This window comes from Massilia sp. Se16.2.3 (genome assembly GCF_014171595.1).
In the GTDB taxonomy this organism is placed as follows: Bacteria; Pseudomonadota; Gammaproteobacteria; order Burkholderiales; family Burkholderiaceae_D; genus Telluria.
Window position 1 is genome coordinate 1,026,980 of sequence record NZ_CP050451.1, and the last position, 13,975, is coordinate 1,040,954.

Below are 13,975 nucleotides of genomic sequence, written 5' to 3' on the forward strand. Positions count from 1 at the left end.
TGATTGCACGACAATAAAGCCTGCTATGATCTGGCGCGCACCTGTCGGCGGCGATCGTCGCGGACAGCCTTTTCGAGTTCGTGAGAGAGACCATGAAACGACCACAAATGCTCATCATCGCAGCCAGCCTGGCGTTCGCCGGCGCGGCCTTTGCGGCTACCCCCGCGGCACCTGCCGGCGCCACGCTGGACGCGTCCAACCCGTTCGCCAAGCCGAGCGCGCTGCCGTTCAACTACCCGGCCTTCGACAAGATCAAGGACGAGCACTTCCTGCCGGCCTATGCCGCGGGCATGCGCGAGCAGCTGCGCGAAGTGGCAGGCATTGCCAATAACCCGAAGGCGCCGACGTTCGACAACACCATCGTCGCGCTGGAGCGTTCGGGCCAGATGCTGTCGCGCGTGGGCGCCGTGTTCTCGAACCTGCAGACCGCCAACACGAATGACCGCCTGAATGCCATCGACAGCGAAATGTCGCCGAAACTGGCCGCCCACAACGACGCCATCTACCTGAACCCGAAACTGTTCAAGCGCGTCGAAACGCTGCACGCCAAGCGCGCCAAGCTGGGCCTGGACGCCGAGTCGACCTTCCTGCTCGAGCGCTACTACAAGGAATTCGTGCGCGCCGGTGCCAGGCTGTCGAACGCCGACAAGGAAAAGCTGAAAGCCTATAACGGCCAGATCGCCAGCCTGCAGTCGGAGTTCTCGCAGCGGGTGCTGAAGGAAGCGAATGCCTCGGCACTGGTGATCAACACCCGCGAAGAGCTGGCCGGCCTGTCGGACGCGGAAATCACGGCTGCCGCCACGGAAGCGAAGAAGCGTGGTTTGGACGGCAAGTACGTCCTGACGATCGCCAACACCACCATCCAGGCGCCGCTCGCGCAGCTGACCAATCGCGCCGTGCGCGAACGCCTGCAGGCGGCCTCGATGAACCGCGGCTCGCGCGGCGGCGAATTCGACACGCGCGAACTGGTGCTCAAGCTGGCCAAGCTGCGCGCCGAACGCGCCACCCTGCTCGGCTACCCGAACTACGCCGCCTATTCGCAGGAACTGGAAACGGCGAAGAACCCGGCCGCCGTCAACAAGCTGCTGGCCGAACTGGCCAAGCCCGCGATCGGCAACGCGAAAAAAGAAGCTGCCGAGATGCAGAAGATCGTCGATGCCGAGAAGGGAGGCTTCCAGATCGCCGCCCATGACTGGGCCTTCTACACCGACAAGGTGCGCGCGGCCCGCTACAACTTCGACGAAAACCAGCTGCGTCCGTATTTCGAACTGAATAACGTGCTGCTCAACGGCGTGTTCTTCGCGGCGAACAAGGAATTCGGCCTGTCGTTCAAGGAGCGCAAGGATCTGCCGGTCTACGACCCGGACGTGCGCACTTTCGATGTGATCGATGCCGACGGCAAGCAGCTGGCGATCTTCATCTTCGACCCGTATGCCCGCGCCAACAAGCAGGGCGGCGCCTGGATGAACGAATACGTGTCGCAGTCGCACCTGCTGGGCAAACACCCGGTGGTGGCCAACCACCTGAACATCCCGAAGCCGCCCGCTGGCGAGCCGACCCTGATGACCTATGACGAAGTGCGCACCGCCTTCCACGAATTCGGTCACGCGCTGCACGGCATGTTCTCGAACGTGAAGTATCCGCACTTCTCGGGTACGAACGTGCCGCGCGACTTCGTCGAGTACCCGTCGCAGGTCAACGAGATGTGGGCGATCTGGCCCGAGGTGCTGTCGAACTACGCCAAGCACCACAAGACCGGCGCGCCGATGCCGAAGGAATTGCTGGACAAGGTCGTCGCTTCCAAAAAATTCAACCAGGGCTTCATGACCAGCGAATACCTGGCCGCCTCGCTGCTCGACCAGCGCTGGCACCAGCTGACCCCGGCGCAGGTGCCGACCGACGTGCTGGCCTTCGAGGCGCAGGCGCTGAAGGAAGCCGGCGTCGACTACGCTCCGGTGCCGCCGCGCTACCGCACGACCTATTTCTCGCACTCGATGAACGGCGGCTACTCGGCCGGCTACTACGCCTACCTGTGGAGCGAAAAGCTCGACGCCGACACGGTCGAGTGGTTCAAGGAAAACGGCGGCCTGTCGCGCAAGAACGGCGACCACTTCCGCAAGACCCTGCTCTCGCGCGGTGGTACCACCGAGGCGATGAACCTGTTCCGCGATTTCCGCGGCCGCGATCCGATCATCGAGCCGCTGCTGGAACGGCGCGGGTTGACCGGGCAGTGATTGCCGGCGCGGGCTGCGGCCTGCGCCAACAATGATCATCGTTCCGCGTGGGGCGGAGCTGGGAATTCGGGCAGCATGCTGCCCGCCAGCGAAGCGCCCTGCCCGACAGGGCAGGGCCCGGAGTGCCCACCCTACAAATGCGACCGTAGGGTGCGCACCCCGTGCGCACGCGGAAGCCGGCATCATGCTGGCGCCTTTAGACACCGAAAACGGTCGCGCCTCGTTGGCGCTTCAAGAAGTGCACCCACGCCTCCGTAAGACATTCACTCTTCTGCAACATAAAACCACACGAGACACCATGAACCGTCCCCACATCCTCCTGATCGCCGCGGCCAGCGCCGCTGTCGCCAATTTCGCCGTCGCCGCCCCCACGGCCCCGGCCTCGCAACTGGAAGCCTCGAACCCCTTCGCCAAGGAGAGCGCGCTGCCTTTCCACTACCCGGCCTGGGACAAGATCAAGAACGAGCATTTCGCCCCGGCCTATGCCGAAGGCATGCGCCAGCAGGCCGCCGAGATCGAGAAGATCGCCGCTAACCGCGCCGCGCCAACCTTCGACAACACCATCGTCGCGATGGAGCGTTCCGGCCAGCTGCTCAACCGCGTCGGCAGCGTGTTCAACACGCTCACCGGTTCGTACACCAACGACACCCTGATCGCCCTCGACAAGGAACTGGCGCCGAAGCTGTCGGCCCACAGCGATGCGATCCGCCTGAACCCGAAACTGTACGCGCGCGTGAAAGCCCTGTACGACAAGCGCAACAAGTTGGGCCTGGACGCCGAATCGAAGTACCTGATCGAGCGCTACCACACCGATTTCGTGCGCGCCGGCGCCAAACTCTCAAGCGACGACAAGCAGAAGCTGAAAGCGATGAACGGTGAACTGGCCGCGCTGTCGACCCAGTTCGCGCAGAACGTGCTGAAGGAAGCGAATGCGTCGGCACTGGTCGTCGACACCCGCGCCGAGCTGGCCGGCATGTCGGACAAGCAGATCGACGTCGCCGCCCTTGAGGCAAAGAAGCGTGGCCTGGACGGCAAGTTCGTGCTGCCGGTCGTGAACACCACCCAGCAGGCGGCCCTGTCGGTATTGACCAACCGCGCCACCCGCGAAAAGCTGCTGGCTGCATCGCTGGCGCGCGGCTCGCGCGGCGGTGAATTCGACAACCGCGAGGTCGTGCTGAAAATCGCCCGCCTGCGCGCCGAACGCGCCACGCTGCTGGGCTACCCGAACCACGCCGCCTACAACCTGGAAGACCAGACCGCGAAGACCACTGGCGCCGTCAACAGCCTGCTGGCCGAATTCGCCAAGCCGGCCGTGAACAACGCGCGCAAGGAAGCGGCCGAAATCCAGAAAGTGATCGACGCCGAGAAGGGTGGCTTCCAGGCCGCCGCCCATGACTGGGCCTTTTACAGCGACAAGGTGCGCCAGCAGCGCTATGCCTTCGACGCCAGCCAGCTGCGTCCGTATTTCGAACTGAACCGCGTGCTGCAGGACGGCGTCTTCTTCGCCGCCAACAAGGAATTCGGCATCAGCTTCAAGGAACGCAAGGACTTGCCGACCTATGACGCCGATGTGCGCGTCTTCGACGTGTTCGACACCGACGGCAAACAGCTGGCGATCTTCACCTTCGACCCCTACGCGCGCCCGATCAAGCGCGGCGGCGCCTGGGCCAATGCCTGGGTGGCGCAATCGAAACTGCTGGGCACGAAGCCGGTCATCGCGAATAACCTGAATATTCCGAAGCCGGCCGCGGGCGAGCCGACCCTGCTGACCTACGACGAAGTGCGCACGATGTTCCACGAGTTCGGCCACGCCCTGCACGGCATGTTCTCGGACGTGAAATACCCGCGCTTCTCGGGCTCGCGCGTGCCACGCGACTACGTCGAATTCCCCTCGCAGGTGAACGAGATGTGGATGGCCTGGCCGGAAGTGCTGGCCAATTATGCGAAGCACTACCAGACCGGCGAGGCGATGCCGAAGGAGCTGCTCGACAAGGTGCAAGCCTCGCAGCAGTTCAACGAAGGCTTCCGCACCACCGAGTACCTGGCGGCGTCGCTGCTGGACCAGGCCTGGCACCAGCTGTCCCCTAACCAGATCCCGACCGACGTGCTGGCCTTCGAGGCTGAGGCACTGAAGAAGGCGGGTGTCGACTTCGCGCTGGTACCGCCGCGCTACCGCACCACCTACTTCTCGCACACCTTCTCGGGCGGCTACTCGGCCGGCTACTACGGCTACCTGTGGGCCGAGAAGCTCGACGCCGATACCGTGAACTGGTTCAAGGAACATGGCGGCCTGACCCGCAAGAATGGCGATCACTTCCGCAAGAGCCTGCTCTCGCGCGGCGGCACGCTCGATGCGATGCAGATGTACCGCAATTTCAGCGGGCGCGATGCGCAAGTGCAGCCGTTGCTGGAGCGTCGTGGGTTGACTGGTCAGTAATAGTTGCATGACGGTGGCGGATTGTTTGCCACCGTCGCGAATGCATTGATGTTGTACCGCGTGGGCACGGGTGCCCACCCTACGTTACGCGACGGCCAGTGGCTGCGGCATAACGTAGGGTGGGCTCTTGAGCCCACGCGTTTTTTCGTGTGCACGCATACCCCCACGAATCCGGTGTATAAATCACCGGGTTCCCACCATGAAAAACAAAGCCCAGCGATGAGTGTTCAATCCCTCCACGGTATTACCTTAGAATCCCTGTTAACCCGCCTGGTCGAGCACTATGGCTGGGAGGGACTCGGCCGCCGGATCGACATCAATTGCTTCCAGAAAGACCCGAGCATCAAGTCGAGCCTGAAGTTCCTGCGCCGCACGCCGTGGGCGCGCGAGCAGGTCGAGCAGCTGTACCTCGAGACCCGCTTCACCAACTAGAGCGAGAACGCCATGCTGAACGAGAACGATTCGAACCTGAAAGCGCACCTGAAAACCCTGCACCGCAGCCTGTCCGAGACCGACGAGGTCGACGAGGAGTTGCAGATGCTGCTGCGCCAGCTCGATGGCGATATCAAGCACGTGCTCGAGCGCCGCGCAGATGCCGACCTCGACGCCAACACCTATGGCCTCGGCACCCGCACCCAGGAACTGAGCGCCCGCTTCGCCGCGCGCCACCCGACCGTGTCCTCGGCCCTGAGCGAGCTTGGCAACATCCTGTCGAGCATGGGTATCTAGCCAACCGGCAAGGCAGCGCCACAACGCTGCTGCTGAGATGGCTTCTCAGCCACAAGTCATTGATATTCAAGCCATTTTTCGGACGGGAATGAGCCGGTAAAGCGGTTTTCCGGTAAAATACCGGCCAATGAACTCCCCAACCAATCTTTTCGCGAGCGTCCCGAAGCGCTCCAGCCGCGCACCTGCCGCGCCTTTCCTGCCGATGACCCGCGCCGAAATGGACGCGCTCGGCTGGGATTCGTGCGACGTGATCCTCGTCACCGGCGACGCCTACATCGACCATCCGAGCTTCGGCATGGCCCTCGTCGGCCGCCTGCTGGAAGCGCAGGGCTACCGGGTCGGCATCATCAGCCAGCCGGACTGGACCTCTGCCGAGCCCTTCCGCGCGCTGGGCAAGCCGAACCTGTACTGGGGCATTACCGCCGGCAACATGGATTCGATGGTCAACCGCTACACGGCCGACCGCAAGATCCGTTCCGACGATGCCTACACCCCGAACGCCGAACCGAACAAACGCCCGGACCGCGCGGTGACGGTGTACGCCCAGCGCGTGCGCGAGGCCTATCCGGGCGTGCCGGTCGTGATCGGCTCGATCGAAGCCTCGCTGCGCCGCATCGCCCACTACGATTACTGGTCGGACAAGGTGCGCCGCTCGGTGCTGTTCGAATCGAAGGCGGATCTGCTGATCTTCGGTAACGCCGAACGCGCACTGGTCGACGTCACGCGCCGCATCGCCGCCGGCGAAAGCATCAAATCCATCCGCGACATCCGCGGCACGGCCTTCCTGGTGCCGCAGGGCTGGCTGCCGGACGAAGAATGGAGCGTGCACAATTCCACTCGCGTGGATGTGCCGGGCCGCATCGACAAGCAGCCGAATCCGTATGCGATGGCGCTGGAAGACCCGAAAGCCTGCGCGCTCGACAACGCCGGGCCGGAGCCGGAAGTCAAGCCGATCATGATCATGACGCGCGAACAGCGGCAAGCCGCAGCGCGTGAAAAGGCGCTGAAGACGGTCGTGCGTTTGCCCTCATTCGACACCGTCAGCGAAGACCCGGTGATGTATGCGCACGCCTCGCGCGTGTTCCACCTGGAATCGAACCCGGGCAATGCACGGGCGCTGGTGCAGGCCCATGGCGACCGCGATGTCTGGCTGAACGCGCCGCCGCTGCCGCTGGCCATGGACGAGATGGACAATGTCTACGACCTGCCCTACGCACGCGCCCCGCACCCGAGCTACGGCAAGGCCCATATCCCGGCCTGGGAAATGATCCGCTATTCGGTCAACATCATGCGCGGGTGTTTTGGGGGCTGCACCTTCTGCTCGATCACCGAGCACGAGGGCCGCATCATCCAGAGCCGCTCGGAGCCGTCGATCCTGCGCGAGATCGAACTGATCCGCGACACGACCAAGAACTTCTCCGGCACGATTACCGACCTCGGCGGCCCGACGGCGAACATGTACCGCCTGGCCTGCAAAGAAAAAAGCATCGAGGAATCCTGCCGCCGCCTTTCCTGCGTGTACCCGACGATCTGCAGCAACCTCGGTACCGACCACAGCAAGCTGATCTCGCTGTACCGCAAGGCACGCGCGATTCCCGGCATCAAGAAGATCCTGATCGGTTCGGGCTTGCGCTACGACCTGGCAGTGCGCTCGCCGGAATACGTGAAGGAACTGGTGACCCACCACGTGGGCGGCCTGCTGAAAATCGCACCGGAGCACACCGAGCAGGGCACCCTGTCGAAGATGATGAAGCCGGGCATCGGCGCCTACGACGAATTCAAGCGCATGTTCGAGAAGTATTCGATCGAGGCCGGCAAGAAGCAGTACCTGATTCCATATTTTATTGCCGCGCACCCGGGCAGCACGGACGAAGACATGCTGAACCTGGCGCTGTGGCTGAAGAAAAACAACTTCAAGCTGGACCAGGTGCAGACCTTCACGCCGACGCCGATGGCGATGGCGACGACCATGTACCACAGCCGCAAGAATCCGCTGAAGAAAGTCACGGAGGATTCCGAAGTCGTGGAAACGGCGAAGAGCGGCAAGATGAGGAAAGCCCATAAAGCATTCCTGCGCTACCACCACCCGGAGAACTGGCCGATCCTGCGCGAGACCCTGGTCAAGATGGGCCGTGGCGACCTGATCGGCAATGGCGAGCGCCACCTGGTGCCCGCCTGGCATCCGTCGGAAGAGGGCGCCGCCCCCGCGGTGCGCGAAACCGGCGCACGCCAGGCACGCCAGCCGGGCGCGCCCGCCAAGCGCGGCAACGCCATGCCGGCGCCGGCGCCGGCGCCGCACCAGATCGCAGCCAACGCCCGCCGCCAGCCCGAGCGTGCGCCGGCAGGCCGCGCCCTGCCTGGCGCGCGCGTGGCCGCTCCCGTGGAAAAGACCCGGCCGTCGATCTTGGGAACCATCAAGACCAAGCCGAAAGCGGGACGCAAGTAAGCGGAGTCAAAGGGCGCGCTTCGCAGCGTCGCCCAAGCTGCGATCGATACGAAACCAGTGCCTGCGTTCACGCAGGCGCTGGTTTTTTTATGTCCGTTGCAGATTGACTACGTAACATTATCAAGCTTGCACCGTCGTGCTGCGATGCGGCTGAGGACCTCTTCTAAAGCCGCCAATCGTGCATACCTGATTCGTGAAACGGTGTAACATAATTCTTTTGGGAAACAAGAGTTACATTCCTGGCATGCATGCCAGGTGGATGGAGCAGTTGCAGTAGTCGCTCTGCCGTAACCTGCCCATGAGGATTCCAGTGATCGATCATCAAACTTATATGTTGGCAGTTGGCATCGGCAACCTGTCGTTTGCCCTGCTGTTGGCCGCCTATATACGCTGCACCGCCAATAGTCCGGCCCTGCCGGTATGGATGTGGGCACGCATGGCCTTCGGCCTGACCCAGCTGCTTGCCTATGCGCGTCCGCTGGAAGGCTCGCCCCTGCTGGCAGCAATGGAATCGGCCGGCTGGGTTGCCGGCCTGACCCTCGAGTCGACTGCCTATGCGATTTTCTTCGGCTACAAAAACTGGCGCCGTACCCTGGTACCGGTCTGGGGACTATGCCTGCTGCTGGCCTGTGCGGCGACACTGAACGGTTTCGCCTACGCGCAGCTGATCGGCGCCGTGTCGCTCGTCATGGGATGCGGCACCCTGCTGGCCGGCATGATGCTGGTGCATCCGCACCTGCATGGCATCACTCCACTGAAACGCCTGATCGGCGCGAGCGACCTCGTCTCCGGTGCCGGCCTTGCGTTGTGGGGCTGCATCGTCGCCGCCGGCATGCCCGAACCGGAGTGGGGCCGTACCGTGGCCTATATCTCGGGCTACCTGCTCATGCTGGTGAACGGCTTTGGTTTCATGTTGATGAGCAAGCAGCGCGACGATGCACGCATGGAGCGCCTGGCCACCACCGACGACCTGACCGGTTTACTGAACCGGCGCGCCTTCTATGCGCAGACCGAAGCGGCGCGCATGCTGGCGCTGCGCCAGGCCCAGCCGATGGCCCTGCTGATGCTCGACATCGACCATTTCAAGCAACTGAACGACCGCTTCGGCCACGCTACCGGCGACGAGGCCCTGGTCAAGTTCGCCGCCACTTGCCATGCCGCCTTGCGCGAGCACGACATCCTGGGTCGCATGGGCGGCGAGGAATTCGCGCTGGCACTGCCCGGCACCGACCTGGCGGGCGCCGTCAACGCGGCCGAGCGCCTGCGCCAGGCCGTGGTCGACACGCGCCTGCTCACCTGCGGCAACCAGTACACGATGACGGTCAGTATCGGCCTGGTCGTGATCGAGCCGGACGAAGCCCTGTCGGCGGCATTGGCGCGCGCCGACCAGGCCCTGTATGCGGCCAAGCGCGGCGGGCGCAACCGGGTGGAAGTCGGCCCGACGCGCCGCTGCGCTTAAGCTGATCCAGGCCCGTCGCTTGCCAGTGCAGCGAGCAGCTCCTGCACCACCTTCACCTGCACCGGCTTCGTGAGATGGTGATCGAAACCGGCCTCGGCTGAACGGAGGCGGTCGCTTTCGGTTCCCCATCCTGTCAGCGCCACCAGCGTCATGCCCGCCAGCCCGGGCGTGCGGCGAATGGCGCTGGCTGTCTGGTAGCCGTTCATGCCGGGCATGCCGATGTCGAGAAAGGCTACCTGCGGCAGGAATTCGCGGGCGGCGGCCAGGGCTTCGATGCCGTCGTGGGCGATGCGCGTCGTGTGCCCGCTGACCTCGAGGATCATCGACAGCGTCAGCGCGGCGTCGACGTTGTCGTCCACCACCAGCACGCGCACCGGTCCGGCGCCGGCGGCGGGCGTGTCAACCGTGTCCGGTGCACCTGCGCGTCTCCCCTGCCAGCGGCAGCCTGACGATAAACGTGCTGCCGCGGCCGGCGCCGGGGCTTCTTGCGCTGACACTGCCGCCGTGCATGTCGACGAGGCGGCGTACCAGCGACAAGCCGATGCCCAGGCCGCCCGGGCATGCTCGGCATGGTGGTCGACCTGCTTGAACATGTCGAAGACGCTGGCCAGGGCGTCAGGCGGGATGCCGACGCCGCTGTCGCTGACCTCGATGACGGCGGTGTCGCCGTCCCGGCTCACTTTCAGGTCGATGCGCCCACCCCCGGGCGTGTACTTGGCCGCGTTGTTGAGCAGGTTGGCCACCACCTGGGCGATGCGGGTGACGTCGGCATCGACCATCAGCGGGGCCTCGGGGAGGTCGACATGCAGGCGGTGGCGGCTGGCCTCGATCAGGGACAGGCTCGTTTCCAGCGCGCTCGACAGGATGTGCTGCAGTTCCGCCCGTTCGCGCTTGAGTTCCAGCTTGCCACCGCTGATGCGGGCGACGTCGAGCAGGTCGTCGATCAGGTGCACCATGTGGCCGACCTGGCGTTCCATCATTTCCCTGACCTTGCGCACGGCCGCGGCATCGTCGCCAGTGAGGCGCAGCACGCCCAGCCCGCTGCGGATCGGTGCCAGCGGGTTGCGCAGCTCATGGGCCAGCGTCGCCGGGGAATTCGGTCTTGCGGCGATCGGCATCGGACAGGTCGTCGGCCAGCTGGCGCAGCCGGGCTTCCGAGCGCTTGCGCTCGGTGATGTCGGAAAACAGGATCGCGACCTTGCGGCTGTCGGCATCGCCCATCCGTGTGGCGTACACGTCGAACCAGCGCCCGACCGCGGGCGCCTCGCGTTCGAAGCGTACCGCCTCGCCCGTCAGCCCCACGCGGCCATAGGTGTCGAACCAGAAGGGGTCGAGTTCCGGCACGAGTTCCCTGGCGGTCTTGCCGGTCGCCCCGGTCACGCCGGTATGGCGCGCAAACATCGCGTTCATTTCGAGGAAACGGTAGTCGGCCGGCTGCCCGCCGGCATCGAAGATGAGGTCGAGGATGGCGAAGCCCTGGTCGACCGATTCGAACAGGGTGCGGTAGCGTTCCTCGCTGGCGCGCAGCTTTTCCGCCGCCCGGCGGCTCTCGGTGGTATCGAGCACGATCGCCACGAAGCCCTGGAATTCGCCCTCGGCGCTGCGCAGCGCGCTGACGCTGCTGGTGGCCGGCTGCAGCGAGCCGTCCTTGCGCAGGTAGTGTTTGTCGATGACGAAATCCGGACCGCCTGCGACCAGCTTCTCTATCGCCGCCAAGGTCGCCGCCAGCGAGTCGGGCGCCGTCACGTTGGCCGCGCTTTTGCCGAGCAGCTCGGTCTCGGTGTATCCCAGCATGCCGCAATACTTCTGGTTCGCCAGCGTGATGCGGCCCTGCTGGTCCATCTGCACCACGCCGGTCGCGGCCTGGTGGACGATCTTCGCGAAGCGCTCGCGGCTTTCCAGCAGCGCGCTTTCGGCACGCTTGCGGTGGGTCTGGTCGACGCCATGGACGAGCAGTCCAGTGATGCGGCCGTCCCCATTGCGCAGGGCAGTGAAGACCAGGTCGATGAAGCGCTGCTCGAGCGGGGCACCGGGCTGGCGCTGCAGCATGACGGGCAGGTCGGTACCGAAGAAGGGTTCCCCGGTCAGGTAGACCTGGTCGAGCAGTTCCAGGTAGCCTTGCGCGGCGATTTCCGGCAGCGCGTCGCGCATTGCCTGGCCCGCCAGGTTGCGGTTGCCAACCAGTTGCAGGTAGTGTTCGTTGATGAGTTCGAAGACATGGTCCGGCCCGGCCAGCACGCACATGAAGGCCGGGGTCTGGCGAAAGATGTCTTCCATGCGCGCATTGGCGGCCTGCACTTCGCGCAGCAGGCGTTCGCGTTCGGCCTCGGCCTCGACCTGGCCGGTGACATTGCGCGAGACTGCCAGCAGGTGACGCAGCTGGCCATCGTCTCCATGCACCGGCGTCACCATCACTTCCCACCAGCGCGGCGCGCCTTTGGCGGTCGGGCAGAAGGCCTTGAAATGGCCGGTCGTGCCGATCCTGGCCTGGGCCATGGCGGCATGGAGCTGTCCCTGGCTGTCGCGCGGCCAGAGCGATTCCCAGCGCGCACCGGCAACGATGCCGAAGTCGTCGATCTCCATGGCGCACATCCCGTTGCGGTTCATCGCCAGGAGGTGCCCTTCATTGCTGAGCAACTTCACGCAATCCGGGCTGCTTTCGAAAAGCTGCAGGCCCAGGGCGTTCGTGTCGAGAGGGGAGGAGTGGTGGCTGTCGTCCTGCATTCGCTGGTTCCAGTGTGCATTCGCTCATGGGGAAAACGCCGTGGCGCAGGGGCTATCTATAGCACGGGCGGAAGAGCGGAACTGTTCGTTCGATAACCCATGGCGGGTATGGGAAGAGTCTGCAGGAAGATAAAAGCAGGATGAAAATGAAACCGTCGCGTAAACGAAAAAAGGAACCTTGCGGTTCCCTTTTTCTTGATGCTGGCGGAGCGGACGGGGCTCGAACCCGCGACCCCCGGCGTGACAGGCCGGTATTCTAACCAACTGAACTACCGCTCCGTTTTTACTGATCGGTTCCTCGTTGAAACGATATCTGGTGGGCGCTGAGAGGCTCGAACTCCCGACCTAATCCTTGTAAGGGATCCGCTCTACCAACTGAGCTAAGCGCCCCGCTCACCGTATTCGTTTCGTCTGACACTTGTCATCGCGTCTGAAGAGGCCCGAATCATAGCGTATGGGTTCGCGAATGTGCAAGGGTTTTTCCGAAAAAATGTCGAGGCAGCGTTTTTCGATGGCGGACGCGTGCCGGCCGCTTCGTACCAGTTTCATGCCAAACTGGGTCGCATTTCACGCAACGAGGAGCACACATGCCCGTCCCCGATCCCCGCCAGTTCCTGACCCGGCTGTTCGACAGCGCGCTCGTGGCGGTCGACGCCGGCGCCCCGGTGGCGCGCCACCTGCCGCCGCCGCCACGGGGACGCACGGTCGTGGTCGGCGCCGGCAAGGCGGCCGCGCGCATGGCAGAGGGCGTCGAGCGTGCGTGGCGGGGGGCGCCGTCGGCGCTGTCGGGCCTGGTGGTGACGCGCTACGGACACGGCGCGCCGACGCGGCATATCGAGGTGGTCGAGGCCGGCCATCCGGTGCCGGACGAGAACCGGGCTGGCGGCAGCCGAGCGCATGCTGGCGCTGGTGTCCAGCCTAAGCGCGGACGACCTGGTGCTGTGCCTGGTTTCCGGCGGCGGCTCGGCCCTGCTGTCGCTGCCCGCGCCCGGCATCACGGTCGAGGAGAAGCGCGCGATCCACCGGGCCCTGCTGCGTAGCGGCGCGCCCATCGGCGAGATGAATTGCGTGCGCCGGCACCTGTCCGCCATCAAGGGCGGGCGCCTGGCGCTGGCTTGCCACCCGGCGCGCGTCGTCACCCTGATCGTGTCGGACGTGCCTGGCGACGATCCGGCAACGGTCGCCTCCGGCCCGACCGTACCCGACAGCAGCCGTCCGGCCGATGCGCTGGCCATCCTCGAACGCTACGCTATCGCGGTGCCCGACGCGGGTGCGCGCACCTGGCGAACCCGTCCCACGCCGCCCCCCTGCCGGACGATCCTCGCCTGGCAGGCAACGAAGTGCGCGTCATCGCCACCCCAGGACGCGCTGGAAGCGGCGGCGGCCACGGCGCGTGCCGCCGGCGTCACGCCGCTGATCCTGTCGAACAGCGTCGAAGGGGAAGCGCGCGATGTCGCCAGCATGCACGCGGCGATCGCCAGGCAGGTGCTGGAGCACGGGCAGCCGCTGGCCGCGCCCTGCGTGCTGCTGTCCGGCGGCGAAACCTCGGTTACCGTGCGCGGCAGCGGACGGGGCGGGCGCAATGCGGAGTTCCTGCTGGCGCTGGCGCTCGCGCTGGGCGGCCGCCCCGGCATCCACGCGCTGGCGGTCGACACCGACGGCATCGACGGCACCGAAGACAATGCCGGCGCCATCGTGACCCCCGATACGCTCGCACGCGCCGCGGCCGCCGGCCTCGATGCCCGTGCCCTGCTGGCGAACAACGATGGCTACAGCCTGTTCGCGGCTCTGGGCGACCTGGTCGTGACCGGGCCAACCCGCACCAACGTCAACGATTTACGGGCCATCCTGATCGGCGCCTAGACCCTGCCCTGTTGTTAGTCAGTCCCGCCATCGATGTCCCCTTGCGATCGACCATGGCATCGCCAACAATATCGCCTTGCAAG

At 65.0% G+C, this 13,975-nt stretch carries 9 protein-coding genes, 2 tRNA genes and 2 pseudogenes; 7 read left to right on the forward strand and 6 right to left on the reverse strand.

What is annotated here, in order from left to right; translation table 11 throughout:
- The first annotated feature begins 92 nt into the window (after window positions 1-92).
- The 6 genes from G4G31_RS04845 (at window position 93) to G4G31_RS04870 (ending at window position 9,305) form a co-directional block, all read left to right on the forward strand.
- Window positions 93-2,234 carry a M3 family metallopeptidase gene (locus G4G31_RS04845; RefSeq protein ID WP_229425363.1) on the forward strand — a complete coding sequence of 714 codons (2,142 nt, stop codon included), beginning with the start codon at window positions 93-95 and terminating at the stop codon, window positions 2,232-2,234.
- A 298-nt stretch (window positions 2,235-2,532) separates the two neighbouring features.
- Window positions 2,533-4,671, forward strand: coding sequence for a M3 family metallopeptidase (locus tag G4G31_RS04850; protein ID WP_182990531.1), 2,139 nt, complete (start codon window positions 2,533-2,535; stop codon window positions 4,669-4,671).
- 219 nt (window positions 4,672-4,890) lie between these two features.
- A complete protein-coding gene (locus G4G31_RS04855; protein WP_182990532.1) occupies window positions 4,891-5,103 on the forward strand; it encodes a VF530 family DNA-binding protein in 213 nt (70 codons plus the stop codon).
- Window positions 5,104-5,115: 12 nt separating this feature from the next.
- Window positions 5,116-5,400, forward strand: coding sequence for a DUF4404 family protein (locus G4G31_RS04860; protein WP_182990533.1), 285 nt, complete (start codon window positions 5,116-5,118; stop codon window positions 5,398-5,400).
- A 202-nt stretch (window positions 5,401-5,602) separates the two neighbouring features.
- Window positions 5,603-7,846, forward strand: a complete 2,244-nt coding sequence (locus tag G4G31_RS04865) for a YgiQ family radical SAM protein (protein ID WP_374011342.1) — start codon at window positions 5,603-5,605, stop codon at window positions 7,844-7,846.
- A gap of 331 nt (window positions 7,847-8,177) precedes the next feature.
- Window positions 8,178-9,305: a diguanylate cyclase gene (locus tag G4G31_RS04870; protein ID WP_229425364.1), complete on the forward strand. Its 1,128-nt coding sequence runs from the start codon at window positions 8,178-8,180 to the stop codon at window positions 9,303-9,305.
- Here the strand turns inward: G4G31_RS04870 and G4G31_RS25225 are convergent.
- The 6 genes and pseudogenes from G4G31_RS25225 to G4G31_RS04885 all read right to left on the reverse strand — a co-directional run bounded on the left by G4G31_RS25225 (window position 9,302) and on the right by G4G31_RS04885 (window position 12,419).
- A complete protein-coding gene (locus tag G4G31_RS25225; RefSeq protein WP_229425690.1) occupies window positions 9,302-9,628 on the reverse strand; it encodes a response regulator in 327 nt (108 codons plus the stop codon). The genes G4G31_RS04870 and G4G31_RS25225 overlap by 4 nt on opposite strands.
- A 76-nt stretch (window positions 9,629-9,704) precedes the next feature.
- Window positions 9,705-9,815 (reverse strand): hypothetical protein, encoded by a 111-nt coding sequence (locus tag G4G31_RS27430; protein WP_267873685.1) that lies wholly within the window; start codon window positions 9,813-9,815, stop codon window positions 9,705-9,707.
- A gap of 125 nt (window positions 9,816-9,940) precedes the next feature.
- A pseudogene (locus G4G31_RS25230) lies at window positions 9,941-10,423 on the reverse strand (sensor histidine kinase); the annotation flags it as partial.
- A complete protein-coding gene (locus G4G31_RS25235) occupies window positions 10,377-12,029 on the reverse strand; it encodes a PAS domain-containing protein (protein ID WP_229425365.1) in 1,653 nt (550 codons plus the stop codon). The gene G4G31_RS25235 and the pseudogene G4G31_RS25230, both read right to left, overlap by 47 nt.
- 202 nt (window positions 12,030-12,231) lie before the next feature.
- Window positions 12,232-12,308: transfer RNA gene (locus G4G31_RS04880), tRNA-Asp, on the reverse strand.
- Window positions 12,309-12,343: 35 nt separating this feature from the next.
- Window positions 12,344-12,419: transfer RNA gene (locus G4G31_RS04885), tRNA-Val, on the reverse strand.
- A gap of 197 nt (window positions 12,420-12,616) precedes the next feature.
- Between G4G31_RS04885 and G4G31_RS04890 the strand changes: the two are divergent.
- Window positions 12,617-13,892, forward strand: a pseudogene (locus G4G31_RS04890) (glycerate kinase).
- Window positions 13,893-13,975: the final 83 nt, after the last annotated feature.

Coding starts and splice junctions, on each gene's coding strand:
- G4G31_RS04860 (WP_182990533.1), top strand. CDS start 5,116: ATGCTGAACGAGAACGATTCGAACCTGAAAGCGCACCTGAAAACCCTG.
- G4G31_RS04855 (WP_182990532.1), top strand. CDS start 4,891: ATGAGTGTTCAATCCCTCCACGGTATTACCTTAGAATCCCTGTTAACC.
- G4G31_RS04850 (WP_182990531.1), top strand. CDS start 2,533: ATGAACCGTCCCCACATCCTCCTGATCGCCGCGGCCAGCGCCGCTGTC.
- G4G31_RS04865 (WP_374011342.1), top strand. CDS start 5,603: ATGACCCGCGCCGAAATGGACGCGCTCGGCTGGGATTCGTGCGACGTG.
- G4G31_RS04845 (WP_229425363.1), top strand. CDS start 93: ATGAAACGACCACAAATGCTCATCATCGCAGCCAGCCTGGCGTTCGCC.
- G4G31_RS04870 (WP_229425364.1), top strand. CDS start 8,178: ATGTTGGCAGTTGGCATCGGCAACCTGTCGTTTGCCCTGCTGTTGGCC.
- G4G31_RS25235 (WP_229425365.1), bottom strand. CDS start 12,029: ATGCAGGACGACAGCCACCACTCCTCCCCTCTCGACACGAACGCCCTG.
- G4G31_RS27430 (WP_267873685.1), bottom strand. CDS start 9,815: ATGCACGGCGGCAGTGTCAGCGCAAGAAGCCCCGGCGCCGGCCGCGGC.
- G4G31_RS25225 (WP_229425690.1), bottom strand. CDS start 9,628: ATGATCCTCGAGGTCAGCGGGCACACGACGCGCATCGCCCACGACGGC.